Source organism: Sphingomonas sp. YR710 (assembly GCF_900101455.1).
In the GTDB taxonomy this organism is placed as follows: domain Bacteria; phylum Pseudomonadota; class Alphaproteobacteria; order Sphingomonadales; family Sphingomonadaceae; genus Rhizorhabdus.
The window spans coordinates 232396-258180 of sequence record NZ_FMZJ01000003.1 but is presented as its reverse complement, the minus strand read 5'-3'; the positions used below and the strand labels follow the sequence as shown (position 1 = coordinate 258180).

Below are 25785 nucleotides of genomic sequence, written 5' to 3'. Positions count from 1 at the left end.
CGTGTTGAAAGCTGCGCTTCCGCCCCGTATGGCAAGCTATGGAGAGCGCAGCACCACTTCCGTCGCCGATCCGGCGATGGCTGATCATCGGTACGGTGATGATGGCGACTTTGGTGCAGGTTCTCGACATGACGATCGCCAACGTTGCTTTGCCGCATATGCAGGCGGCGCTCGGTGCGAATGTCGAAAGCATCAACTGGGTGCTGACGTCTTATATCATCATGGCGGCCATTCTGACGCCCGCCACGGGTTGGCTCGAGGCTCGGCTCGGGCGGCGCAATCTGCTGATGGCCGCGGTTATCGGATTCACGTTGAGCTCGGCGCTCTGTGGCTCGGCCAATTCGCTGCCGGTGATGGTCGCAGCCCGCATCTTGCAAGGCTCGTTCGGCGCGCTGATCTCGCCACTTTCGCAGGCGGTCATGCTCGATTCGTCATCGCGTGCACAGAGGGCTCAGACCCTGACGATCTTTTCGATGGGAATCACGCTGGGGCCGATCATGGGCCCGGTTGTCGGCGGTTTGCTGACCGCCAGCTTCAATTGGCGCTGGGTATTCTTCATCAACATTCCGATGGGTGTGGTTGCCGCAATCGGCGTCTTCCTGTTGATCCCCAAGGTCGATCTGCCGCGGCGCAAGTTCGATCTGTTTGGCTTTTCCTTGTTGGCGACCGGGCTTGCGAGCTTTCAACTCCTTCTCGATCGTGGCAGCCAGCAGGGCTGGTTCGAATCGACCGAAATCATCATCGAGGCGGGGGTGATGATCGCGACGTTCTGGATGTTCGCGATTCATGTCATGGTCAACAAATCGAACTTGCTGCCCATAGCGCTGCTCAAGAATCGCAACTTCGTTATTTCGATGACCTACGTCTTGCTGTTGACGGGGAGCGCAGTGGCCGGGCCGGCGCTGATGGCGCCGATGCTTCAGACGTTGATGGGATATGATACGGTGACGGCGGGGCTGACAATGGCCCCGCGCGGGTTGGGCGGTTTCATCGCCATGCCGCTCGCGGCGATCATGGTGCGTTATTTCGATCCCAGGCTAGTGGTAGGGATCGGGCTTGGCATCACCTTTTGGTCGTTCTGGCTGTTTACCGGTTATAATATCCAGGTCGGACACGGCGAGTGGCTGATTTACGCGTTCATCCAGGGAATCGGTCCGGGAATGGCATATATGCCGGCGAGCATCTTCGCATTCGCCACAATTCCGGCCTATCTCAACACCGAGGCTGCGGCGTTTTCCACCCTGCTGCGCAATCTGGGAGGATCGGTAACGGTCGCCGTGATGGGGGCGATGCTCGCGCACAACGTCCAGGTGAACCATGCCGAACTGGCGGGAAATATCACACCAGCCAAGGTTCCGCTGCTCCAGCCCGGGATCATGAATTCGCTCGGTAGCTATGGTCCCGCAGTGTTTCGCATGCTGGATGGGGAGATCAATCGACAGGCGCTCATGATCGCCTACATCGATGATTTCTGGCTGATGATGTGGGCGACTGCGCTCGTTTTCCCGTTACTGTTTTTCCTGCGCAGGCCTCGTATCGAGGGCGTAGAGCATACGGTCGTCATGGAATAGCGCGCGCAAATTCTACCGTTAGGAACTGTTAAAGCGATTGCCTGCTAGATCAGCGCAATCGTTTTACAACCAGAGGCTCCCTTATGCGCATCACCAAATCCTGCGAGCGCGCCGGCCATGTGGAGAAAGCTGACGCGACCGTACATACGGGCGGCCTACTGCGTTCGGTTTGCGCTCGCTGTGGCGCGCCGCTGGCGCTCAAGATCGGCGGCTGGAAAGTCGTCGCGCCGCAAGAGGCCAGCGCGACGGCTTTCCCGAACGATCGGCGCAAGGGGAAACGCGGCACCGTGTTCAATCGCACGATCAGCCCTTGACGGCTCGGCCGCGCGTTCCCCGCAAGATCACCGGCAGCGAATGCTGTTATTCTGGTCGATCGACTTGCCGATGATCGCACCCAGCGCGCCGCCGATCAGCGTTCCGGCCACACGCGAATGGCCGCCGTCAATGACATTGCCAAGGATGCCACCGCTGGCAGCACCGATGATCAGCCCGGTGGTTCCGTCGCTGCGCTTGCAGTAATAGCGTCCGTCGGACCCGCGATAGACACGGTCGTCGGCAGCCAGCGCGCGCTCTTGGTAGTGCGCATCATCGCGATAATATTTGGCAGCGTCATAGCCATGCTCATCGCGCTCATCGAGCGGGCGAGGCGGCGCATAATCATGGCGCCGCGCAGCATCGCGGATCGCGAAATAGCGGTCGCGCTCGGCCTGGTAGCGCTCCATTTCGGCCTGGTAGCGCCGCTGGGCATAATCCCAGCGCTGTTGATCGTCGACACTTTGAGCGGCGATCGGCACCGCTGCGCACCCCAGACCCGCGACAACCAGCGACAAGATCAAACGACGCATATACTATCCCCTCCGACCACGGCGCCATCATGGCTCCGAAACTGCCATGTTATCATGCTATCGCGCAACTGAATCGGTGATGAACCCGCCTGTCCGAGGGGCAGCGCAAGCCTCGCGGAATGCTTATCCGGCTCCTTCGCCCGACATGCCTGTCATGATGGCTGATATCGGTTGACGAAAAGGTGAGGGGGCAGGAAGCTCCGTCAATCGACCTTCAAGGGAAAACCATGTCTTCACTTGCCTATCACAGACCCGATACAATTCCGCAGGCTGTAAGTTTGCTGGCCGCGGATCCGTCCGCGCGGGTGCTGGCGGGGGGGACTGATCTGTTGATTCAGATTCGCTCCGGCCGGATTGCGCCTGCCAACGTTATCGATATCAAGCGCATCCGTGGACTCATCGGCGTGCGCGTCGAGCGAGACGCTTTCATCATCGGCGCTGCAACGCCCTGCACCGCACTGAAGGCAGATAGCGGGCTCATGAGCGCATGGCCCGGCGTGGTCGAGGCGGCAAATTTGATCGGATCGGTGCAGGTGCGGAACCGTGCGACGATAGCTGGGAATATCTGCAACGCATCGCCGGCCGCGGACGCCGTGCCGGCATTGATTGCCGCAGGGGCGACCTGCCGTATCGCAGGGCCGGACGGCGAGCGCATCGCGGCCATAGAGGATGTTGCGACAGGCCCGGGCCGCACCTCGCTAAAGCCGGGCGAATTCGTCGTCGACATTCGCCTGGCTGCGCGGCCCGCGGGTGGCGGGGATGCTTACCTTCGGCTGATTCCGCGCACCGAAATGGATATCGCGGTGGTTGGTGCCGGGGCCGCGCTGGTGCTGGCGGCGGACGGGATCTGCACCGCCGCACGCATTGCGCTGGGCGCTGTCGCTCCCACGGCTTTACTGGTGCCAGCGGCGGGCGCGGCTCTGATCGGTACGAAGCTCGACGCGGCGGCACTTGATGCCATGGCGGCGGCGGTTCGTTCGGCTGCGAGGCCGATCGATGACAAGCGCGGGCAGGCGGCCTATCGCATCGAAATGACCGGCGTGCTGGCGAAGCGCGTCGTGGCGATGGCCCGCCAGCGGGCCGAGGAGCGGGCATGAGCAAGTTTCGGGTTTCAACCATCATCAACGGCGATACGCAGGAGTTTCTGTGCAATCCCGGTGCGACTTTGCTCGATGTCTTGCGCGACGAGTTACGGCTTACCGGGACCAAGGAAGGTTGCGGTTCGGGCGACTGCGGCGCCTGCACGGTGTTGCTGGACGGGCATATGGTCTGCTCCTGCCTTGTGCTGGCTGCCGAAGCGGAAGGCCGGCAGGTCGGCACGATCGAAGGTGTGGCCGAAGGCTCCGCGCTTCATCCGGTGCAGGCCAAGTTTCTCGAGCACGGCGCGCTGCAGTGCGGATTCTGTACACCGGGTTTCATCGTCGCGTCGAAGACCTTGCTCGATCATAATCCGGCACCGACCGAAAGCGAGGTGCGCTACTGGCTGGCCGGCAATTTGTGCCGCTGCACCGGCTACGACAAGATCGTGCGCGCCGTGATGGATGCGGCCGCCGATTTGCGGCAGGAAAGGGCGATGGCATGAACGCCCCGTTCGACAAGCAGGTTTTTCGCCTCGTCGGTACCCGGCCGGTCCGCCCGGATGGCGCCGAAAAGGTCACCGGCAAGGCCGTTTACGGCCCCGATTTCGCGGTCGCGGGCATGCTTCACGGCGCGATCCTGCGCAGCCCGCATCCGCACGCGCGCATCCGCCGCATCGACACGCGCAGGGCGGAAGCTTTGGCCGGCGTCAAGGCCGTGATCACGGGCGCTGATTTCCCGAGCTTCGCCTCACCGTCAGGGGCCGGCGGCGAATCGCCGCTCGGGATCGTCAAGGTCGCACGCAACTGCATGGCACTCGAAAAGGTGCTGTATGACGGCCATGCGGTTGCCGCGGTTGCCGCGACCAGCATGGCGATCGCCGAGGCTGCGCTGAAGCTGATCGAGGTCGATTATGAGGTGTTGCCGCACGTCATCACGATCGAGGACGCGATCCGGCCTGACGCGCCGCTGCTGCACGATAATCTGTTCACCAAAGGGCTCGAGACGAAACCGGAAAAGCCGTCCAACATTGCGCTGCGCTTCGTGCTCGCCAGAGGCGATGCCGCGAACGGCCTGGCGGGCGCAGCGGCGGTGGCTTCGGGGCGCTACACCACCCAGCCGGTGCATCAGGGCTATATCGAGCCGCATGCGTGCGTCGCATCGTGGAACGCCGATGGACAGGCACAGATCTGGGCAAGCAGCCAGGGCGCCTTCATGATCCGGTCGCTGACCGCAGCGTCATTGGGCATCAGCCTGGCGGACATCCGTGTGATGCCATTGGAAATTGGCGGCGGCTTCGGCGGTAAGACCACCATCTATCTCGAACCCGTCGCGATGCTGCTGTCGCGCAAGTCGGGCCGGCCGGTGCGGCTGGTGATGAACCGCGGCGACGTGTTTCGCGCGACGGGCCCGGCGCCCGGCGCAATCGTCGACGTTCGTATCGGCGCGGCTGCCGACGGTACGCTGGTTGGTGCGGAGATCGAGTTTCATTATTGCGGCGGCGCCTATCCCGGTTCGGATACGCATAGCGGCGCGACGACGGCGCTCGGCCACTACCGGCTCGCCGATTATCGCATCACCGGCTGGGATGTGCTCGCCAACATGCCGAGTACCGCCGCCTATCGCGCGCCTGGCGCGCCGCAGGTGAATTTCGCGGTGGAGTCCTGTCTCGACGAACTCGCGCAGATACTCGGCATCGATCCGATCGACCTGCGGCTGAAAAATGCGGCGCGACCTGGTGATCCCGGCGTCATGGGGCTTCCGCGCGGCGCGATTGGCTATGTCGAATGCCTTGAGGCGGCGAAGGCGCATCCGCATTATGCGGCGCCGCTCGGCCCCCATCAGGGGCGCGGTATCGCTGGCGGAACCTGGGGCAATTATGGCGGCGCTTCGACGGCCACGCTGAGTGTCACGGAAGATGGTTCGGTGCTGGTGACGACCGGTAGCCCCGACATCGGCGGCAGCCGTGCCGCAATGGCGATCATGGCAGCGGAAACGCTCGGCATCGCCTATGAGCGGGTGCGGGTAACGATCGCCGATACGTCGTCGATCGGCTTTTCGATGCTGACAGGCGGCAGCCGCACGACCTTCGCCACGGGCGCAGCCGTGGTCGATGCAGCCCATCAGGTGATCGCGGCGATGAAGCAACGCGCTGCTGCAATGTGGAACGTCGATGTCAGCGAGGTCGAATGGCGCGACGGCGCAGCGCTGTGCCTGGCTGGAGACAAGAGGGGCGAAAGCCTGACGATCGGCGCGATTGCCGCAAAAGCCGATAATTCCGGCGGGCCGATTGCCGCACAGGCTGTGGTCGACCCTGCGGGTTATCTGCCGGGTTTCGGCGTGCATATCTGCGATGTCGAACTCGATCCCGAAACGGGCCATCTTCGGGTCACGCGCTATACGGCGGTGCAGGACGTCGGACGGGCCATCCATCCCGATTATGTCGAAGGCCAGATGCAGGGGGGCGCCGTCCAGGGGATCGGCTGGGCGCTCAACGAGGCCTATATGTTCGATCGCGACGGCCGGATGGAAAATGCCGGTTTCCTCGATTATCGCATGCCGGTCGCATCGGACATGCCGATGATCGATACGGTGATGATCGAGGTGCCGAACCCGGGCCATCCTTATGGGGTGAAGGGCGTCGGCGAAACCCCGATCGTCCCGCCGCTCGCCGCTGTCGCCAATGCCGCCAGCGCGGCGGCCGGGGTGCGCTTGCGCGATCTGCCCCTCGCCCCGGACCGGGTCTATGCCGCGCTGAAGGCGAAGATCTAGCTTTGGCGCGCATCGTCGCGATGCCGCCGTTCGCGGCGGAATTTTTCGGTGGGCAGACGGAATGGGATGTGCCCGCCAGCAACATCTTTGAACTCATTCGTGCGCTGGATGCGCGCGCGCCGGGCTTCTCCGAAAGCGCCGACAGCCGGTTGACGGTGGCCGTCGATGGCGTCGTCACCAACGACTGGTCGGCGCGGCTGTCGGATGGCGCGGAGGTGCTGCTTGTGCCGCGGATTGCGGGCGGAGTGTAGCACCGCCACCCCGCCGGGGGGTGACGGTGCCACGAAAAGAAGGGCCGTCAGGTCGAGATGACGGCGGTCTTCTCGACGGTGAACTCCATGATGTCATCATGGCCGTAGCCGCTGTCCTTGATGCCGCCAAACGGCAGCTCGTAGCGGGTCTGCAGATAGGTGTTCACCCAGACATTCCCCGATCGAATGTCGCGGATGAAGCGGTTCACGCGGGCCAGATTGGTCGTCCACAGACCTGCGGCAAGGCCGAAACGGCTGTCGTTGGCGATCGCGATCGCCTCTTCTTCGGTGTCGAAGGGGATGACGGCGGCAACGGGGCCGAAGATCTCCTCCTGGCAGATCCGCGGTGTATTGTCCTTGGCGATGAATAAGGTCGGTTCCACCCAGAATCCGCCCGGACGTGACGGTACCAGTTCGGGACCATAACGTCCGCCGAAGACGAGTTCGGCCTCGCGCTTGCCGATTTCGATATAGCCGGTGACCTTGTCGAACTGCGCCTGCGAAATCAGCGGGCCCATGGTCGTTTCGGGGTCGAATGGATCGCCGAGCTTGATCTGTTCGGCGATGGCTTTCATCCGCTTCAGCATCTCGGCGAGGATCGACCGCTGGATCAGGATGCGCGATCCGCCCACGCAGGCCTGGCCCGCATTGGTCGTGTAGATCGCCTGCGTGGTCACGCCATAAGCGGCCTTGTCGAGATCGGCGTCGGCGAAGACGATGTTCGGCGATTTGCCGCCAAGCTCGAAGATGCATGAGGTCAGATTGTCAGCGGCAGCGCGCTGGATCGCCCGCGCGGTATCGGGAGCGCCGGTCATCGTGATCTTGCGGACATCGGGGTGGCGGACCAGCGGATCGCCGACGTCGGCGCCGCGCCCGGAAACCATGTTGACGACGCCCGGCGGCAGGACTTCGGCGAGCAGCTCGCCGAAGCGCAGGATCGCCGGGGAAGCCTGTTCCGGCGGCTTGAGGACGACGGTGTTACCCGCGGCGATCGCCAGCGAGGCCTTGGACGAGGCCATGCCCTGCGGCGAGTTGTACGGCACGATCGCGGCGACCACGCCATAAGGTTCGCGCCGCGTGATGCCGAGCGTGTTGGCGTCGAGCGGTACGCTGCGGCCGGTGACGGCATCGAGCGTCAGCCCGGCGGCGCGATCCCAGAGGAAGGCAAGCCCGCCAGCAGGCGACGGTACGTTGCTCTTGCGGGCCTGGCAGCCGATGCCCAGCAGTTCGAGCCGGGTCAGTTCCTCGCTATGCTGGCGGAATATGTCGCCGACTTTGCGCAGATAATGTGCACGGCCTGCCGCCGGCAGCGCCGACCATGCGGGAAAGGCGTCGCTTGCAGCCTTGACCGCGGCTTCCACATCCGTCCGGTCGCTTGCGGGTATGCGTGCCCAGACTTCGCCGGTCGAAGGATTGATCGAATCGAGGCATTTCCCGGACGCGGCCGCCCGATATTCCCCTCCGATGAGATTCTTATATTCTGGCAGTTCGGCCACCTGGCATCTCCTCTGATCGCGATCCGTCTTCTTGATCCTTGATGGCTTCGCACATCATTCCGCAGATCACGACGAACAGCGTAAGCGCATGGCGGGTAGCTAAACAAGTCATCGCGGTGCCAATGGGAGAAAGGCAGCGTGAATTCCTGATTGGCATGAGACGCAATATATATATGAATATATAACGGATCGAATCGGTTCGACCGCCTGTGGTTATGGACGCTGACAGTCTGCCTGGGTGCGGTCAGGCGACGTCGAACTCTCGAGTGGGCGCTTACTGAGGCGCGGTCGGCGAGGCGGCGGCCCGTGGAAAGAAGATGGTGACACGGACTCCCCTGGTGGGAACGGACGTCACCACGAATTCGGCCTTGGCGTTCTGACGCAATGACTGCGCGATCGCGGCCCCCAGCTTGCCGGCCTTGGGCCATGTGACGCCTTCGGGAAAGCCTACGCCATCGTCGGCGATGGTTACGCGGCACCCCGTTTCGTCGATCAGGCTGTGCAGCGTGATCGTGCCGCCCTCTTCGGTGAACGCATGTTTGAGCGCATTGGTCAGCAGTTCGTTCACGACCAGCCCCGCCGGCATCGCGACGTTGATCGAGACCGGCCAGGTGTCGACCTTCAGATCGAGGCGGATGCCCTCGACGGCGTGGGCCTGCATCACCGACGAGGCGATCTGGCTGAGATAGATGCCGAGATCGACGCTTTGCGCGAGCCCGCTGGCCGCCAGCATATCGTACAGAAGCGCCAGCGAATGAACCCGACCCGCGAGGCGATCGAAGCGCTCGCCGGTCTCGTCATCGGCGACGTTGCGCGCCTCCAGACGGATCAGCGCGGTGATCATCTGAAGGTTATTCTTTACGCGGTGCTGCAGTTCGAGCAGCTGAACGTCCTTGTCGCCGAGCGCGCGGATGGCTTCGGCAACGTCGCCGTTCGTGCGGGCGCCGACTTTGGCAAGCGCAACCAATCGAAATAGTTCGGTGCCCTCTTCATCCTCGATGGTGTTGGACCAGGCATCGACCTCAACCGTGGTCCCATCCTGGACGATGGTGAAGGTGCCGACATATTCCTGATCTGTCGCGACCGCCTCGCTGAGGCGCCGGTCATCGCCCTGCGCGGTGGCGATGCCCGGGAGCGAACGCCAGCTCTTGCCCTCGATTTCCGCCGCGGAGAGGCTTGTGATCCGCTCGAACTCCAGATTGGCGTAGGTGATACGTTCGGACGGGCCAAGCTGCGACACGGCGATCGCGACGGGGACATGGTCCAGAAATTGCTTGAAACGATCGCTTTCCAGCGCATCCGCCAGGTGGGGCGTTCCGAGCAGATGCTTAACCTGTTCTGCGTCTTCGTCGGAAGGTTCGTTCATCGCGCAAAAGCCATCCGCGGGCCTATAACATGGCTGGCGGCCGTTTCACCTGGTTTTGGGTGCGGTGTAAAAATTATTTCCGGATTTCCGATCATTACGGGTACGGTTTGCAGATCGCTCGGCTCGGTGTGCCATGGTCCCGGAACCGGCTGTCGACCGCTTCGATGGCATCATGGCATGTTCCGACGCGCAGCACATATTCTCGCCTCGTTCCTCGCGCGATCGTGCGCTGATCTTTTGTGAATGTCGTTTCTGCGGCTCAGATCGGGCCGAGGCGGTCCGCCTTGATCTGGAGAAATTCGTGCGGATAGCCAAGCTCAATAGCACTGGCGGCTTCGAGCCGCCTTATGACATCATCCGTCAAAGTTATCTCCGCTGCGCCCAGACTTTCCTTGAGCTGCTCCGCCCGCGTCGCGCCCACCACGGGGATAACGCCTCGCTGCAGTGACCAAGCCAACGCGATCTGCGCCGGTGGCACCTCCATCTCGCGTGCAATCTCGACCACGACCTTGCCGATCTCTACGGCACGGGGCTTCGCGTAGCTGCGCTCGACGCCCATCAGAACGCCTCGGGCCAAGGGCGCCCATCCCGTTACGGCCAGGCCATGGGCCTTTGCCATCGGCAGCATTTCGCGATCGGCGGTGCGCGCGGCGAGCGAATATTCGACCTGGAGCGCACAGAAAGGTGTCCAGCCGCGGAGTTGCGAAAGGGTCACCGCGCTCGACACAACCCAGGCGGGCGTATTGCTGACGCCAATCGCGATCACCTTGCCGGCCGCCACCAGATCGTCCAGCGCGCGCACGGTTTCTTCCATCGGGGTGCGCTGATCCCAGGCATGGATCCAGAGCAGATCGATATAGTCGGTCCCCAAACGCCGCAGGCTTGTCTCGATGCTGGCGCGCAGGCTCTTGCGGTTGCTGCCGCCGGAATTGGGGTTCGCCGCGTCGGTTTCGAGCGTGAACTTGGTCGCCAGCACGATCGCATCGCGATCCTTTGCGATCATCGGGCCGATGATCTCCTCGCTCCGCCCGTAGATATTGGCGGTATCGATGAAATTGCCCCCAGCCTCCCGATAAAGATCATAGATGCGCTGGCTTTCCGATCGGCCTGCACTCGATCGCCAGTTCATGTCGTTGTCGAACATCATTGTGCCGAGGCACATTTCACTGATGCGGACGCCCGAGCGTCCGAGGAGATGTTCACGCATAATCGTCGTTCACCGAGTTCACCCTGCGATGCAGTGGATATGAGTCATCCTGCGGCCCGCCGATGGTGGCGCGCTTCTCCCCACACGACCTTGCCGCGCACGCAATGGGTTGCACGGATTTTAGCTATCACACTGGCCATGCCCAACATCCTTTCCGGCCATTTATAAATATGCTGCCGGTTAATGCCGAGAAGATCATGAACCCGCGGAGCGAGCAAGAGGCCATTCTGTGGACCAATCCCCTCAGGCCGGAGCCGGTGCCTCTGAATTGAGATGAGTCAATCTGGCAACGGCGTGCCGTGCGAGCAATCTATCGTTGCCCGCAAAGGGAACCTCGTTACGATCTGCGGGTTGAACTCGGATCGCAGGAGAAAGGATTGCCGAGATGGGTAAGGGTTTGATTTTATGGATGCTTGGCGTACCTGGCGTCGTTGTTATCGGTCTCCTCCTGTTCCACGTCATTTAGCCGGGAATTCCTGAATCGCGCAGGGTTCGAGTCAGCATCTGAAGTGACCATGCCGACTTATTTGCAGCAAACGGGCCCCTCACTGCTTCTTATTGGTTAGCGCGCGCATGAGACTTAAGATCCAAGCCCAACTCGATTATCAGTTTGCCGAAACGACCGACGTGCTCCTTCAGTTCGAAACGGCCGCCATCCCCGAACAGACGATCGAGGCATGTCACCTCGACATCACGCAGTGCGAGCATTTTGCGCGCGTCGACGCGCATGATCAAATCGGTCAGCGTATCTGGGTGCGTGTTAAGGGGCGGCTTCTGCTTGACTATAGGGCAACTGTCTCGATCGAACGGTTGTTGACCGACTGCCTCGAACTTCCGAAAGTGCCGCCACATCAATTGCCCGGCGAGACCGTCCAGTATCTGATGGCATCGCGTTATTGTCTGTCGGACCAGTTCCAAACCTTCGTCGAAGCCGAGTTCGGTCACCTCGAAGGAGGTACGCAGGTTATTGCAATGCGCGATTGGGTCATGCGTCACTTCCGCTATGTACCGGGGTCGAGCGATGCCGAGACCACCGCGCTTGACACCTTCGTCAAGCGCCAGGGCATTTGCCGCGACTATGCCCATGTCATGATCACGTTGGTACGGGCAGCAGGCATACCGGCCCGAATGGCAAGCGTTTATGCGTTGGGTGTCGAACCGCAGGATTTTCACGCCGTTGCTGAGGTCTTCCTTGGCGGCGAATGGCATCTGATCGATGCAACCGGTATGGCCCGGGAAGGGGCGATGGCCAAGATCGGGGTTGGCCGCGATGCCGCCGATATTGCCTTCCTTACGGCCTATGGCCCGGCCGAGATGAACAGTCAGAGTGTTCGCGTCGAACCGGCGTGAAGATCATCTCGGTAATGCAGTAAGCGCCAGCCATTTTTTCCGCGTCGCGCCAATTTGATGCCGATGCGGCGGGTGATTTCTCAGTTTCGTCAATAGCCTTGGCGACCGTATGCGCGATGTCGAGTGCCATTGTCGCACTTGCCAGTCGTGCCGGCTATTCCCCGATCCGAAACCGCTTCACTCTTTCTTCCACTTGAGGATTGATTGCCAGCGCCGCGGCGCGGTCGGCGTCGGCCTGAGCGGTTTTGCCGGTGCGGCGTTCGATGATGCTGCGGACGTAGAGCGACCAGGCGTTGCGCGGCTGTGCTGCCACGGCGGCATCATAATCGGCAAGTGCCTTGCCAAGATCGCCGCGCCGGAACCACACCAGTCCGCGGCTGTCCAAAAAAAAAGCGGCCTCGCCGGGCCGCAGCCGGAGCGCCGCGTTGCAATCGTCGAGCGCCTTGTGGAGATCGCCGTTTAGCAGCGCCCGCGCCCAGCAGCGGCCGTTATACGCGGTCGCGCGGCCATTGTCCTCGGGGTGGCTTTTGAGCCATTGGTCTAAGCTGGCAATCGCGGGCGCATAATCGCCGGTTCCGTCATTCCCCGGCGATCGGCACGCTGCTGATCGGCGGCGTGGGGATCGCCTGCTGCTTCCTGCCGCTGCGGTTCCTGCTGGTGCTCAGCGGGGCGGGGCTGATCGCCATCTATGCGGGGATCAGCCTGGCGGTGGTGGTGGGCCGGCACAAGGGAAGCTCGGCCCATGCTTGTTATCGTATGCCGCTCAATCCGCTGGCCCCGCTCACCACCTTCGTCGCTCTCGGTTATGTGATCTGGACAAGTTGGGAGGACGTGGCGGAGGGGCGGCCGGGGCTGATCGTTACGGCCGGGCAGATCCTGCTGTCGGCGCTCTATTACGGGCTGGTGCTGCGGCGGCGCGGCACGTGGCTGCCGCATATTCCCGAAGCCGCACCCGTGCCGTGAAGCGGCGGCGCTGGCGTCGCGCGTCAGGTCCGCTATGAAACCCGCCGCGGCGCATCTGCGTCCTTCAAGCAGGAGTGGTTGAGTGACCGACCGGGAACGCCAGCGCGCGGAGGCGCGCGAAGCGCGCGCGCAGGAGCGCAGCGCAATGGCGCAAGCGCGCGTCGATCGCCGTGCGGCCGAACGCGATCAGGCTTCGCAGGTGCGCCAGCAGTCGCGCGAAGCCCGGCAGCGCGAGGTGGACGAGCGGATGGCGGCGCTGCGGCCCACTCCGGCCGGCACCGACGACGGCGCCGAATCCGCACCGAGGCGTCGCGCGTCGGGCGCGATACGGCGTACCGGCGATGTGCGGATCGAGCGCGACACCCGCCATTATGCGACGCGCGTCGATATTCGCCGTATCCGTGAACTATCCCGCCGCGGGGCGAGCGTCTCTGGCCTGGCCACTGTGTTCGGCATAACAGCTGAAGAGGTTGAAGCGGCGCTCGCCGATCCGCAGGTGGCGGGCGAATGAGCGGCGTGCCGGACGGCGAAATCTGAGGTTTCGATCTTCCGATATTTGAAGCTCGCGTGATGGCAATCACGGACGGCTTCGTGCGATTTGCCGATCATGTCGGGCAAGATCCATCGATCGGTACGTGATCGGGGCAGGGGAGATCGGCGATGATGAACCGGGGCGGGCTGCGTGGCATTGCGGCGCTGGCTGGCGGGGTCGCGGCGTTGATCGCGATCGGCGGCATCGCGTCTCGCGGAACAGCGCAGGCGGGCCTGCATTATCTGGACCAGGGGAACGACTGGACCGAGGCGGCCCGGACGGAGTTCTATTCCAAGGATCAGGGATCGCAGATCATCAAGCTGGCCTGGCTGCAGGCACTCAGGCAAGAGGACGGCCAGCCCTTTCTTGCCGACGGGTTGGCGCGTTATGGTTATCTCCATAACCCTGACGCGTCGTTCAACTTGCCGGTCGGCTTCACGGTGGCGGATACGGCGTCGGACAAAATCGTCGGCATGACCTGTGCCGCTTGCCACACACGGCAGATCAATATCGGCGGTGCTGCCTACCGGGTCGATGGCGGCCCGGCGATCAGCGACTTCCAGGCCTTCCTGACCGATCTCGATCGCGCGGTCAGCCGTGTGATTGCCAGCGATATTGCGTTCGACGCTTTCGCCCGTGCGGTGCTCGGTTCGGGTGCGACGCCGGGCAGGGTCGCCACGCTGAAGGGCGAAGTATCGCTCTGGCATGATCGCCAGCACACGTTGTTTTCGCGTGCGCTGCCAGCGCAAAGCTGGGGCGTCGGCCGGCTGGATGCGGTCAGCATGATCTTCAATCGGGTGTCCGGACTCGATATCGGGCCGGCGGCCGATGGCATCATCGCCGGGAACATCCAGCCGGCCGATGCGCCGGTGCGCTATCCGTTCATCTGGGACGCGCCGAAGCAGGACAAGACCCAGTGGCCGGGCTTTGCCGAGAATGGCGACGTGATCCTGGGAATGGCGCGTAATCTGGGCGAGGTTTACGGCGTGTTCGCCGAGTTCCGACCGGCCCATCGCGGCGGGTTGATCCCTTATGATTTCCGCAGCGTCAATTCGGCGAACTTCAAGGGGCTCAATCGGCTCGAGGCGCTGGTCCGGCTGATGGGGCCGCCGCGCTGGCCCGAACAGGGCGACGCCGCGGAAACGGCGCGCGGGGCGGTGTTGTTTCAGCAGAACTGCGCGAGCTGCCATGGCATTACACCGGGCAAACCGCGTTTCTTCCCGATTTCGACGACCTGGCATACGCCGCTGGTCGATGTCGGTACCGATACACGGCAATATGATGTCCTGGGCCGCATTGCCAGCAGCGGCGTATTGGCGGGCGCGCCATATGGACTGGGCAAAAATCTGCAGCCGACGGACAAGCAGTTCAATATCCTTGCGGCATCGGTGATCGGATCGCTCGCCGAGCGCTTTCTGCATGATGGCTTGCCCAAGGGCAGCATATTCGGCCGGCTGCCCGCATGGCCGGTCTCGGGCACGGCGCCGATCGGTTCGGCGAAGCGGGAACTGCTGACGACATATGACAGCGATGCTGCCAACCGATCGCCGCGCGAGGCCGCACATCCTTATGAAGCGCGCGTGCTGCGTGGGATATGGGCGACGGCGCCCTATCTGCATAACGGATCGGTGCCCACTTTGGCGCAGCTGCTGACTCCGTCCGACCAGCGGGTGCGGGTGTTCGAGGTGGGTGCGGATTATGACATGGACAAGATCGGCCTCGCCGAGCGCCAGTCGGGGTGGCGCGAAATCCGGACAACTACCGGTTGTGAGGATCGGCATTCGGGCAACAGCCATTGCGGGCATGATTACGGGACGCAGCTTGGCGATGCCGAAAAACGGGATCTGCTGGCCTACATCAGAACGCTTTGAGTCATTCGCTTTTCTGCAGGCACAGTTTAACGCGACTCATCCAACGCCGAGCGAACGAACCGGGCAAGTTCGGCAACGCTGAACGGCTTGCGCAGGATTGGCCGATCATCCTGTTCATTCTCATCGCGCTCGAACCCGGAAACGAAAAACGTGCGAATGGCGGGTTGAAGCCGGGCAATCCGTTTCGCCAGTTCGCGCCCGCTCATACCGGGCATGACGATGTCGGTCAGCACGATCCTGATGCCGGGCCATCGTTGGACGATGATGAGCGCGTCTTCGCCGTCCGCCGCATGGAGCACCGTGAAGCCGATGCTGCGCAATGCTTCGACCGTGGTGGTGCGTACCTGATCCTCGTCCTCGACGACCAATATGATCTCTTCGGGCTTTCCTTCGGGCGTTTGACCATCCTTCAGGGAAGTCTGGGTCTGGATCAGCTCGCCTGTGCGGAGGCGATGGCGAGGCAGGAGAATGGTGACGGCGGTTCCCTTGCCCGGTTGGCTCGATATTAGGGCTTCGCCGCCCGACTGAACCGCAAAGCCGTGAATCTGCGACAGGCCGAGCCCGGTTCCGCGGCCGACATCCTTCGTGGTGAAAAAGGGTTCGAATGCCCGGGAGACAACGTCCGGCGTCATGCCGGTTCCGGTGTCGGTCACGGTGATCGCGACATGATCGGCCTTCTCCCCCGGTCGCCGGTCGACATTCGCGGTTGTGATCGTCAGCGTGCCGCCGTCGGGCATGGCATCGCGTGCATTGATAGCGAGATTGAGAATGGCATTTTCAAGCTCGGCAGCGTCGACGAAGGTTGGCCACAGATCGGCGGCCAGCCGGGTCGCGATCGTGATATCGGCGGCGAGCGTACGATGCAGCAGTTCGCCCATTGTCGAAATGAGTTGGTTGGTATCGACGGGGGCCGGAGTCAGCGATTGGCGGCGCGAAAATGCCAGCAGCCGGCGGGTGAGATCGGCGGCGCGGTGGGCGCCGCCCATTGCATTGTCCAGATAGCGTCCAATGTCGGTATCGCCTTTGGTAAACCGGCGCTGAGCCAGATCGAGACTGCCGATGATGATGGCCAGCATATTGTTGAAATCATGAGCGATCCCGCCGGTAAGCTGGCCGACGGCTTCGAGGCGGCCCATCTGCTGCGCGCGCTGGTCAGCCGCCCGCCGCTGTGCGACGAGGTTCAGGATGACGAAGGTCAGCAGAACGGCAAGAGCAAGGCTGGCGAGTGCCGCGAGTATTGATGCAAGCCGCCCGCTGGTTTGGGGCGTATCGATCAGCGCGGACGATACCGCGACGTGCGAGCTCCAGCCCGTCAGAGGTGAGGTCGTGAAGGCCGTATAATTGGGAAACCCCTCCCAAGTAACGCCCTTGTAAAGTCCGCTCCGGCCGTGGGCGATGGCATTTTGCACATAGATGGTGCCGGGTGTGCCCAGCCGTTCGGGCCATCCCTTGCTGCGCGCTATGAACAGGCCATTCCGATCGACCACGGCGCTGACACCTTCATGCGGAGCTGACGCGAGCAATATCCGCTGAACAAGTTGCGGATTGAGGCTGACCTTCAAGAGATAGGTGGACCCAGGAGCCGCGCCGATCGCCAGAAAGGCCTGGATTTCAAATTGGCGATCGGGGCCGGCAACAACGCCGCTGAAGGTCGGCACCGTGCGGCTGCGGACGGCGAGTGCGCGCGCGGTCGTTCCATCGATGTGCCGGCTCTGGCCTTTGGGGCGTCGCAGATCAAACAGCTCGGTGTCCTCTTTGAGGTCGATCAGCGCAACGCTCTTCCAGTCGGGATCAAGCGCCGCGATTTCAGCCGAGCGATCATAGGCCTCGCTCCAGTTCCGGGCCTTGATCGACCTGATCGTGCTCAGGGCACGCATCGTTGCGGCTGTGGCTTCCAGCCGGGTGTCCACCCGATCGCCGATTTGCCGGGCACGGGCGAGTGTGGCCGTCTCGGTCGTTACACGATCGTCGCGATAGTCCAGGCTGATCGTGATGAACGCGTAGATTGCCAGGGGCAGCATCGTTGCCGCGATCAACGCGAACAGCATCCGCCAGCCGAGGCCAAACCGTTGACTGGTGTCGATCACCTGCATGGTCTGAAAGCTAGCACGCAGGGCCGACCGCTAACAACGGCGTTCGGCACGTCGCCGTATCGACCGGTGACGACATTCGCGGTCAGGCCGGCCAGGCAAAGGCTATCGCTGTTTCGCCAGCGGTGTTGCCATCGGGCGTGAAGCGTCGCTCGATCATGATCCCTTTGCCATCTGTGTCGATTGCGATCACGGTGCTGCAACGTGTCCCATAGACGGCATTGCGGATGAAGATCGGCGTGATGGGCGGCCCCTGCGCGGCATCGGAAGGCTGACCCGGATCGAGCCCGAAATCGGGCAGGGTTTCGATGCGGAGCGGCTCGAACAGGTCCTCGGGATGTTGTGCGCCAGAGACGATCCATGCGAGCATGTGCGCTTTGAGCTGTATCGTCTTGGGCCATGGTTCATCGAGCGAACCGTTGGACAAGCCATAAACACCGGGGCCCAGCTGGCTGCAGATTGGTTCGGGCCGGTTCGATAGGAAGCAAGCGTGGCGGTTGTCCGCGACGATCAGATTGAAAGGGTTGAAATCGGTCAGATCGGCCTGCGCCGGATCGGCATGAAGTCCGTGGCCGGTCAGAAGATCGGCGACCAGCGCTCCGCGCGATGCCCGGCGCGGATCGGGATCGCCATAGCCCCGAATATTGGTGACGACGGCAAAGCGCCCCTGCTCGGAAACGCCCATCCAGGTTCCGCCTGATTGCAGATCTCTGCCGGCGATCACATGATCGGGCTGCACCCACCGTGCGAGCGGAGCCGCCGGCCGAATATGTCGCTCGTCACGATTGCCGGCGGCGACGAGGCGCCAGCGAGGATGAGCCCGCCACGCGAGCACCAGGATGCACATCGGCGTCTTATCGCCGAACAATTGCGGCAGGCGAAGGGAAATCCGCCAAGGCGGCCAGCGTTCGTATTCGATCTGTTTCTATATAGATCCGATTCGGTCCTAAATTGTCGGTGCCGCAACGACAAATATGCTATTCTCAAAAGATACCCGGCTGTGGCCGATGAAGAACGGAATGAACCGCATGCGGCGGGCGATGGTGCCGCGCGAAATTCGGATCAGGGGCGGGCCATTTTTTCTCGCCAATATCTTGGTGCGCCGGGGGGAGATAAGTGATGAGGCTGCTTGCGATCGTCCACGGGTTGAAGCGCAAGGCTGAAAGAGTCCGGCCGTTCGAAGTGGCCGCGGCGACTGCCCAAAAGCTCGATGAACGGCGCCTCGCGCTGGAGAAGAGCGGCTATGTTGCCGATGGTGAGCCGATCGAAAAGGGCGCGATGGGACTTGCCTTTTCGGGTGGGGGCATCCGTAGCGCCACGATTTCGCTGGGCGTTGCGCAGGCGCTCGCGCGATATCGGCGGTTGCTCGATTTCGATTATCTCTCCACCGTGTCCGGCGGCGGCTATACCGGGAGCTTCCTGACCAGCCTGTTCCTGCCCGACTCCGCGCGCGGCGCGGCGAATCACGATCCCGCACCGCCAACCGCTGCCGAACTCGCCGAAAAGCGGGCCTTTGCCGAGCAGGTGTTGACCGAGGCGCCGGATGTTCACGAAATGGGAGATCGCGGGCATCGCCAGCCGATATGGTGGCTACGCGAGCATAGCCGCTATCTGGCACCCAACGGTGCCACCGATTTCGCGCGGGCGGCTTTCTATATGGTGCGCAACTGGGTGGCGATGCTCTACGTCTTCACCCTGCCACTGATGTTGTTCTTCCTCGCGATGACGGTCGGCGGGTGGTGGGCGCTGCATCATCTTCCGCATATCGCGGGCGATCCGCTGCACTGGCTGGCCAAAATCCATGTCGGAGGCGGCGTTATCGTCGACGATGACTGCGCCTGCGTACGGGACGTTGGCAAGGCGGCCGCGATCTACGTGATCAGCCCTGTGCTGCTGCTGGTTCCTTTATCTGCTTTTGTCTGCCTGTGTTGTGGCATCGCCTATTGGCTGACCGAGAATCTCAAGCTTGGGCTGATCTGGCGGAAAGGAACGAGTTCGTCGCCGCGGGTGCCTCCGCAACTGAAGGTGTTCGGGTTGATCGGCACGGCAGCGCTCGGCGCAATCGGCCTCTATCTGTTCATCGCGGCAAAGCCCTTCGATACCAACCTCTTCACCCAGGCCTTCCTGCGCTTCGGCGAAGCCCTTGCGCTGGGGGCCGCGGTGATCGCCACCCTCGGCGTCATCATCACGATGTGGAAGGCTTGGCGCCAGGCGCGCGACAGGCGTGGGCAACCGGAAGATGCGTTCACGATCAGCATAAGATCGACGCTAACTGGCATCGGCACATGGTGGATGATGTGCACGTTGATCCTGTTGATGCTGGGCGTTGTCGATACGCTGGCATTGGCGATCCACGATCATTGGGAGGAATGGATCGCGCCGCGTAAGTTCAAATCGATCTTTTCGACCGCGCTGATTCCGGCGGCGGCATGGCTGATCAACAAGATCTCGGCGGCGATGTCGGACAGCGAAGGCAAGTGGACAAAGGCGCTGTCGGTTTATGCTCCGGCGCTGTCCGCTGTGGCGGGCGTGTTGCTGTTCGGCGCGCTCGCGGTGGCGGCCGATGTAATCATCCAGCTGGCAATCTGGCGGGGTGATGTGAGCTGGCCGATCGATCGGTTTCATGGCGGCGCGACCTATCGCGAAACCATCTCCCTGATGGCGGGCGCGGTGACATTGCTTGCCGGGATTACGGGCTATTCGACAGGCTTCATCAACCTGTCGTCGATGCATAGCCTCTATGCGTCACGCCTGACCCGTGCCTATCTCGGCGCTACCAATATCCAGCGTCTCAAAAGCCGCAAGCCGATCACTGATACCGACAGCGGCGATTATATCGATATCGCCCGCTATCAGCGTCATGCGACGGCCGCGCCGCTCCACCTGATCAACGTCACGCTGAACGAAACGCTTCACCGTGGAGGCTCGACGCTGGTGGTGCGCGATCGCAAGGGGGTGCCGCTGGTCTTCGCGCCGGAAGGAATATTCGTCGATGCCGCACATGATGATGCGCCGGGCGTCGAGCGCAGGCATATGCCGCCGACGGTGCATTCGTGGGAATGCCTGCGTGAGGCCGGCGTGGAGTCGCTGAACGTTGGGCAGCTCTGCGCGATTTCCGGGGCGGCGGCATCGCCCGGCATGGGCGCACGGACTTCACTCGGCACATCGCTTGCACTGACGTTCGCGAATATCAGGCTCGGATATTGGTGGGATGTCGGCAATTTGCTGCGCGTTCCATGCCAGCAGCGCCGCATGCGCCGCTGGCTCGCCCGGGGCGCTACCTTGCTGCACACCTATTTCTATCTCGGCAATGAAATGCTCGGCCGATATTCGCGCGACTATAAGCGCGTCTATTTGAGCGATGGCGGCCATTTCGAAAATAGCGGCGCCTATGAACTGTTGCGGCGCGGCGTGAAGCTGATCCTGGTGTGCGACAATGGTGCCGACCCGGCCTATCGCTTCGAGGATTTCGAGCAATTGGTGCGGAAGGCACGGATCGATCTTGGCCTCGAGCTGCGCGTTGCGCCAGGGGAGAGCGTTGCGGCGATATTCGGAGATCTTGGCGCGAAACTGTTCCTGAACCGGTCTGGCGACAGTTGGCGCCCGGCAGATGGCGAACATCCGACGCGGGCGTTCGTGCTGCTGGTCGAGGTCTTCGACGAAGAGGGCAACCATAAGGGATGGATGTTCTGGATGAAGCCAACCGTAACCCCCGACATGCCCGAGGACGTCGTCGGCTATGCGAAGGCGCATCCCGATTTCCCGCAACAGACGACCGGGGATCAGTTTTTCGACGAAGCACAATGGGAAAGCTATCGCATGCTCGGCTACGGCATGATGGAGCGACTGCTGACCGGGACGGCAGCCGGAACCGATTGCCTGAGGGCGGTGGTGAGTTGACACACTGAGATTCTGAAGGCCAGCTCGCCGCGCTTGAGGGCCAGCTTCTTGTGTCGGCAGAAAAAAAAGTACCGGATTGTTTTTCCGCGACATCAGGTTTCTGGAGGACCATATGCAACGCGGTGACAAGGATGCTTATACCGGTAAAAAGAAGCGCAAAGCCGAGCATGTCGAGGCATGCTATGGGGGCGCGGCGTGCCGAAGGCGGAGGCCGGACGGCGAGTTCGGGCGACGGTTAACAGCGACTCCGGTGGCGGTAATCAATCCGGTTCCGGTCGCGGCGAGGACTCCATTCATATGTCGTCCTCACGCGGTCGCGTGCACAAGTCGGGTTCGTCCGAGCAGTGCTCCCCCGCGGCACGCAAGGGATGAGGAACGCGTAAGCATTCGGCCGGCCGAACCGATAGGCTGAGCGGTTGGGGCTGCAGCGTCGCTTGGCTTTGACGCGGAATTATCGGTTACGGCATGTTAAGCGCCATTCCTCTCACCATGTTAATAAGAAAGAGGAATAAGCGAGGCATAGCCAGGCAGGGGTTCTTGAATGTGGAAATTTTCAGGCATGTTGCGCGAACAACGCGGCGCCACTGCCATCGAGTATGGGCTCATCGCAGCCCTGATCGCTGTTGCAGCGATCGGCGCGATGTCGACATTGGGTGGGCAGATCTCGACGACGTTCAATAACGTCAGTGCCAATATGAAGGCGTCGTAGCCCCCGACTTGAGGTTCCCGCGCGAGCCGGCAATCAGCCGCCGTTGTGGGCGATATCAAGATTATCCTGTTTGGCGCGAACCAGCGCTTCCTGCGCACAGCGGAGGAAATGTTCAAGGTCAGCGCCGTGGCGCGGGCCGAAATGATAACCGATCTTCGCACCGACTTCGATCGCCTGTCCCTCAATCGAGTAGGGCCGGATGATCGTCGAGACGATGCGGCGCGCGAGCATTTCGGATTCATGGGAATTGGCGGTTTCCATCTGAACAATTGCAAACTCATCGCCACCGAGGCGTACCGCGAAGTCGCCGGCCCGCAGGATCCGGTTCAGCCTTTCGGCGACCGCCTTCAACACGGCATCCCCGGTGGGATGGCCGTAATGATCGTTGAGCGGCTTGAACCGATCGAGATCGAGGCAATGAAGCGCAATCGACGAGCCATCGTCGGTCGCGTCAAGCATCGCATCGAACCGTTCGCTGAGCAGCAGTCGATTGGGCAGGCCGGTCAGTTGATCGTGCCGCGCCAATGTCGAGAGAAGGCGACGCATCGTGACTTGCGCAGCCGTGGTGCGATAACGGTTAGTCATACTGACGATCCCGCCTGCAAGAAACATCGCCATCAACAGCGCGGTCATCCAATAGGCCGGACCGGGGCCGAATGGCATGACCAGGATCGTGGGGACGATCGCTATCAATATGCTTGGCACGCTGATCCAGGGGCGGAGCGATACGCCAGCGGCAACACCCGCGCCATAACCGACGAGAAGGCAGACGATCATCATATGCGCTTGCGGCGTCGCTATGAGGAAGGCACGTACGGAAAAGACTGAGAAAATCGCCGCAAACGCGAAATAAGCGCCCGCGAATCTCAGTTCGAGTGTGCGGGCTGCCTCCGGATCAAGATCGTCCGCCGTGGCGCGTTTGCGGTGGGCGATCAGCACGGAAACGCGCGTTATTCCCGCAAGTGCGCATAATGATACAATCAGGGCCAGCGGTGTATCCGGCGTCTCCTGAAGAATCAGCAGCCCGGCTGCGACCAGACCGGCAGACATTATCGATGCCGGAAGCAGTGTGATGAACAGGCTTCGCACCAGTTCGACATAGGTGCCGTCAGGCAGGGATCGATTACCTTCGTCCGCCTCAAATGCCAGTTGTCGAGCCATCTATCGCGTTTCAGCCTCTCCGCCCGCGGCAAGGTGCCGCGCAAACGCCATGCCACCGCAGCTGTTGCCAAGCAGATTATCGCTCGGTTATCGACGCTGGCCCGCTATAAAACGGATCGAAACGGTTTCACGACGGTAGCACCATAATCGGTCAAAACTGATCCGAACAGCGCCACTTGAAGGAGCATTTGTACCGTTGTGGAACGAACGATCGTCGTACAACGCGGGCGGTAGCCATTTGTCCAATATGGGGAGGCCGAAATTGAGCCGCCGATTGGCGTTGCCGGCAATCCAGTGAGAGCAAGCGCTGGTGGTTTCGATCAATCTGCTGCTGCCGGTAGTCACCGAATTTTCGACCGGGATGGCGCTCGATCACCAATCGCTGACGTTGATCATCTGATCCATCTTCGCAGCCGCCTTGGGATTGGCGGGCGTCAGCGCGGGCTCGGGCAGGATGCGATCGATATAGCGGAGGATCGCCTGCGTTTCGTACAGGCTGAATCCCTCATGTTCGATCACCGGCACCCGCGCGAACGGATGGCGCGCAAGATGGGCCGGATCGCGCGGGCTGGTCGGCTGCAACCGCCAGCTCGCGCCTTTTTCTTCCAGCGCGATCAGCACCGATCGGCCGAAGGGGCTTCCGGGCACGCTATAGACGGTGAATTCGGTCATGCATCCTCCTTCGATCGATCGCCGGCGCGACTGGCGATTCCGTCAGCCATCAGATCGGGGGATGATAAATCAACGCTGGCCTTTGTCGATCAGGCAACAGCTTGACAGCTCATTATTCGTTATTTATCTAATTAGTAGATATCCGAAGGATGGGTATGGACGTCTTCGCCGCACTCTCCAACCCCGTACGCCGCGACATCCTGGCATTGTTGCGCGATGGCGAGCGTTCGGCGGGCGAACTCGCCGAGCAGTTTTCGCTGAGCAAGCCGACTCTGTCAGGCCATTTCACCGCGTTGAAGGAGGCGGGACTGATCCTTTCGGAACGGCGCGGCACGCAGATCATCTACAGTATCAACCTCAGCCTCCTCGAAGAGACTTTACTCGGATTGATGCGAAGGGTGTCCAAAGGGAGCGGAGAGGAGGGCGCATGGTCGTTCGGCAAACGCGGATAGTCGCAACGCTGATGCTGGCGACGATCCTGGCGATAGCGCTGGGATCGGTGCTGTGGCTCGGCACCAGCTATCCGTTCCTCGTGAAACGCAACGCGGATGGCAATGTCCTCTCGGTGACGACGGCAGGGCATGCCGCGCTGATGTGCGGCGGCAATGCGTTGCTGTGGCACGGGCTTTGCGAATGGGCGCTGCGGGTGAGGCGCTGGCGCCGGAATATCATTCGCGCGGGCGGCATCTTTGCAACCAGCTGGATTGGATCACTGACGCTGGTGCTGGCGATGCAGATGATGGCGCTGGCCGATGTGATCGGGCAGCCGTTCGATCATCACCGCGCCTTTGCGATCGTGGTTGCGGTGTTGCTGCTGTTCAAGGCCAATCTGCTACCCAAGTCGCGGCCGGGCTGGTTCAACGGCGTAACATTTCCATTGTTCGTGCGAGATCCCGATGTCTGGCGGCGAGTGCATCGCGCTTCGGCGATCAGGATTGCCGTGGTGGCGGTTGCGACCTTGCTGATGGCGGTGGCATCGGGGCCGGATCCGCTGCCGATCGTTATGCGATTGCTGATGGCCGAACTCTGCGGAGCCACGTTGCATGGCCTGTGGCTCGGCAGGCGGCCGGGCCGTAAGCGAGTGGCACGCAGCTAACCAGATCATCCGTCCAGAATCGACCCCGTCATCCTTCGCGCGGCGGAGGCTGGGTGAGCCTTGCCGCGCGATCGACATGGAGACCGGAATGGGACACCCAATAGCGGAAATCTATCGGCGGGGCTTCGGGTTGGTGGTGGCGCTGCCGTGGCTGTTGGCGATGCCGGCGGCGGCTGAGTTCGCGCAGCATGGCGCCGAAATCTTGCTTGGCATGTATGGGCCTGGCGGAATGCCGTCGGGTGGCGAGACGGTTCGCCTGAAGTTCGGTATCGTAAAGATCGTGTCGATCTTTGTCGTGCTGCTGGTCGCGCTTCGCTGGTGGCGGTTCGATGGCGACATGCATCGCGCGATCCGGCCGACATGGGCGATGGCGCGCGGGCTGGTGATAGTGCTCACCGTCCAGCTTGGCGGCGAGGCGCTGACTTTGCTGACGGGGACGGAGCTGGCCGCCATGGTGGGGGCGTTCGGGCCGAGGGCACGGTTCGCAACGCTGATCACCCCGCTGCTGGTGTGGCTGTTTGCCGCGGGCTTGCTCTTTCCCTGGTATGTCGGACTTCTCACCGAGGATCGGACGATGGGCCTGCGCCGATCGGTGCGTGCGACGCGATCGCAGCTACCGGCGGTGTTCGGGTGCCTGTTGGGTGGGGTCTTGCCGCTGATGATCGCTCATTATGCGATCGGCTATGGTTCGATGGGCCGGGCGGCTCCCCTTGTCTGGTCGCTGATGGCAATTGATGCCGCGATCGTCGCCTTGCTGGCGGCGATGCTTGCGGCAAGCTATTTCACGATTTACCGCCGGGCGGCGGAGCGCCAGCCGTTCTGACGCGCCAGCCTCTCCGTTTTGTGCGAGAGGGGG

Annotated in this window: 24 protein-coding genes; 15 read left to right on the top strand and 9 right to left on the bottom strand. The window is 62.2% G+C overall.

What is annotated here, in order from left to right:
* The first annotated feature begins 38 nt into the window (after positions 1–38).
* Positions 39–1571 carry a DHA2 family efflux MFS transporter permease subunit gene (locus tag BLS13_RS05830; protein ID WP_093450529.1) on the top strand — a complete coding sequence of 511 codons (1533 nt, stop codon included), beginning with the start codon at positions 39–41 and terminating at the stop codon, positions 1569–1571.
* An 83-nt stretch (positions 1572–1654) separates the two neighbouring features.
* A complete protein-coding gene (locus BLS13_RS05825) occupies positions 1655–1885 on the top strand; it encodes a hypothetical protein (RefSeq protein ID WP_093450528.1) in 231 nt (76 codons plus the stop codon).
* A gap of 27 nt (positions 1886–1912) precedes the next feature.
* Here the strand turns inward: BLS13_RS05825 and BLS13_RS05820 are convergent, their stop codons facing one another.
* Complete coding sequence (locus tag BLS13_RS05820) at positions 1913–2416, bottom strand: glycine zipper 2TM domain-containing protein (protein WP_093450527.1); 504 nt, start codon at positions 2414–2416, stop codon at positions 1913–1915.
* A 227-nt stretch (positions 2417–2643) separates the two neighbouring features.
* Here BLS13_RS05820 and BLS13_RS05815 point away from each other — a divergent pair, with 227 nt between their 5' ends.
* From BLS13_RS05815 to BLS13_RS05800, 4 genes are read left to right on the top strand one after another with little or no spacing between them, the layout of a single operon-like run.
* Positions 2644–3513: an FAD binding domain-containing protein gene (locus BLS13_RS05815; protein WP_093450525.1), complete on the top strand. Its 870-nt coding sequence runs from the start codon at positions 2644–2646 to the stop codon at positions 3511–3513.
* A complete protein-coding gene (locus BLS13_RS05810) occupies positions 3510–3998 on the top strand; it encodes a (2Fe-2S)-binding protein (protein WP_093450524.1) in 489 nt (162 codons plus the stop codon). Before BLS13_RS05815 ends, BLS13_RS05810 begins: the two co-directional genes overlap by 4 nt.
* Positions 3995–6265: a xanthine dehydrogenase family protein molybdopterin-binding subunit gene (locus BLS13_RS05805; protein WP_093450522.1), complete on the top strand. Its 2271-nt coding sequence runs from the start codon at positions 3995–3997 to the stop codon at positions 6263–6265. Before BLS13_RS05810 ends, BLS13_RS05805 begins: the two co-directional genes overlap by 4 nt.
* A gap of 2 nt (positions 6266–6267) precedes the next feature.
* Positions 6268–6516: a MoaD/ThiS family protein gene (locus BLS13_RS05800; RefSeq protein WP_256325720.1), complete on the top strand. Its 249-nt coding sequence runs from the start codon at positions 6268–6270 to the stop codon at positions 6514–6516.
* Between the two features lie 47 nt (positions 6517–6563).
* On the opposite strand, the gene BLS13_RS05795 is transcribed toward BLS13_RS05800, so the two are convergent.
* The 3 genes from BLS13_RS05795 to BLS13_RS05785 all read right to left on the bottom strand — a co-directional run bounded on the left by BLS13_RS05795 (position 6564) and on the right by BLS13_RS05785 (position 10585).
* The gene (locus BLS13_RS05795; protein ID WP_218123239.1) at positions 6564–8012 is read right to left on the bottom strand and encodes an aldehyde dehydrogenase family protein; all 1449 of its coding nucleotides are present in this window, start codon (positions 8010–8012) and stop codon (positions 6564–6566) included.
* Between the two features lie 274 nt (positions 8013–8286).
* Positions 8287–9378, bottom strand: a complete 1092-nt coding sequence (locus BLS13_RS05790) for a sensor histidine kinase (protein WP_093450521.1) — start codon at positions 9376–9378, stop codon at positions 8287–8289.
* Between the two features lie 259 nt (positions 9379–9637).
* Positions 9638–10585: an aldo/keto reductase gene (locus tag BLS13_RS05785; RefSeq protein ID WP_093450519.1), complete on the bottom strand. Its 948-nt coding sequence runs from the start codon at positions 10583–10585 to the stop codon at positions 9638–9640.
* A 573-nt stretch (positions 10586–11158) separates the two neighbouring features.
* On the opposite strand from BLS13_RS05785, the gene BLS13_RS05780 reads away from it, so the two are divergent.
* Entirely contained in the window at positions 11159–11935 is a 777-nt protein-coding gene (locus BLS13_RS05780) for a transglutaminase-like domain-containing protein (protein ID WP_093450518.1), read from the top strand.
* A 154-nt stretch (positions 11936–12089) separates the two neighbouring features.
* On the opposite strand, the gene BLS13_RS20615 is transcribed toward BLS13_RS05780, so the two are convergent.
* Complete coding sequence (locus tag BLS13_RS20615) at positions 12090–12320, bottom strand: hypothetical protein (RefSeq protein ID WP_176943447.1); 231 nt, start codon at positions 12318–12320, stop codon at positions 12090–12092.
* A gap of 230 nt (positions 12321–12550) precedes the next feature.
* Between BLS13_RS20615 and BLS13_RS05770 the strand changes: the two genes are divergently transcribed.
* The 3 genes from BLS13_RS05770 to BLS13_RS05760 all read left to right on the top strand — a co-directional run bounded on the left by BLS13_RS05770 (position 12551) and on the right by BLS13_RS05760 (position 15301).
* Positions 12551–12898: a hypothetical protein gene (locus BLS13_RS05770; protein ID WP_093450515.1), complete on the top strand. Its 348-nt coding sequence runs from the start codon at positions 12551–12553 to the stop codon at positions 12896–12898.
* A gap of 82 nt (positions 12899–12980) precedes the next feature.
* A complete protein-coding gene (locus BLS13_RS05765; RefSeq protein ID WP_093450513.1) occupies positions 12981–13409 on the top strand; it encodes a hypothetical protein in 429 nt (142 codons plus the stop codon).
* A 149-nt stretch (positions 13410–13558) separates the two neighbouring features.
* Positions 13559–15301, top strand: coding sequence for a c-type cytochrome (locus tag BLS13_RS05760; RefSeq protein WP_218123238.1), 1743 nt, complete (start codon positions 13559–13561; stop codon positions 15299–15301).
* Positions 15302–15327: 26 nt separating this feature from the next.
* On the opposite strand, the gene BLS13_RS05755 is transcribed toward BLS13_RS05760, so the two are convergent.
* Together BLS13_RS05755 and BLS13_RS05750 are read right to left on the bottom strand one after the other, a co-directional pair.
* Complete coding sequence (locus BLS13_RS05755; RefSeq protein WP_176943446.1) at positions 15328–17388, bottom strand: ATP-binding protein; 2061 nt, start codon at positions 17386–17388, stop codon at positions 15328–15330.
* An 88-nt stretch (positions 17389–17476) separates the two neighbouring features.
* A complete protein-coding gene (locus BLS13_RS05750; protein ID WP_093450678.1) occupies positions 17477–18238 on the bottom strand; it encodes an NRDE family protein in 762 nt (253 codons plus the stop codon).
* A gap of 272 nt (positions 18239–18510) precedes the next feature.
* Here BLS13_RS05750 and BLS13_RS05745 point away from each other — a divergent pair, with 272 nt between their 5' ends.
* A complete protein-coding gene (locus tag BLS13_RS05745; RefSeq protein WP_093450510.1) occupies positions 18511–21291 on the top strand; it encodes a patatin-like phospholipase family protein in 2781 nt (926 codons plus the stop codon).
* A gap of 541 nt (positions 21292–21832) precedes the next feature.
* Entirely contained in the window at positions 21833–22000 is a 168-nt protein-coding gene (locus BLS13_RS05735; protein WP_093450509.1) for a Flp family type IVb pilin, read from the top strand.
* Between the two features lie 33 nt (positions 22001–22033).
* Here the strand turns inward: BLS13_RS05735 and BLS13_RS05730 are convergent, their stop codons facing one another.
* Together BLS13_RS05730 and BLS13_RS05725 are read right to left on the bottom strand one after the other, a co-directional pair.
* Positions 22034–23161 carry a sensor domain-containing diguanylate cyclase gene (locus BLS13_RS05730; protein ID WP_093450507.1) on the bottom strand — a complete coding sequence of 376 codons (1128 nt, stop codon included), beginning with the start codon at positions 23159–23161 and terminating at the stop codon, positions 22034–22036.
* 372 nt (positions 23162–23533) lie between these two features.
* A complete protein-coding gene (locus BLS13_RS05725; protein WP_218123237.1) occupies positions 23534–23833 on the bottom strand; it encodes a glutathione S-transferase family protein in 300 nt (99 codons plus the stop codon).
* 155 nt (positions 23834–23988) lie between these two features.
* Here BLS13_RS05725 and BLS13_RS05720 point away from each other — a divergent pair, with 155 nt between their 5' ends.
* The 3 genes from BLS13_RS05720 (at position 23989) to BLS13_RS05710 (ending at position 25752) form a co-directional block, all read left to right on the top strand.
* Positions 23989–24285 carry a metalloregulator ArsR/SmtB family transcription factor gene (locus tag BLS13_RS05720; protein ID WP_093450506.1) on the top strand — a complete coding sequence of 99 codons (297 nt, stop codon included), beginning with the start codon at positions 23989–23991 and terminating at the stop codon, positions 24283–24285.
* Entirely contained in the window at positions 24261–24929 is a 669-nt protein-coding gene (locus BLS13_RS05715; RefSeq protein ID WP_143011885.1) for a hypothetical protein, read from the top strand. Before BLS13_RS05720 ends, BLS13_RS05715 begins: the two co-directional genes overlap by 25 nt.
* A gap of 88 nt (positions 24930–25017) precedes the next feature.
* Entirely contained in the window at positions 25018–25752 is a 735-nt protein-coding gene (locus BLS13_RS05710; protein WP_143011884.1) for a hypothetical protein, read from the top strand.
* The last annotated feature ends 33 nt before the right edge of the window (positions 25753–25785 follow it).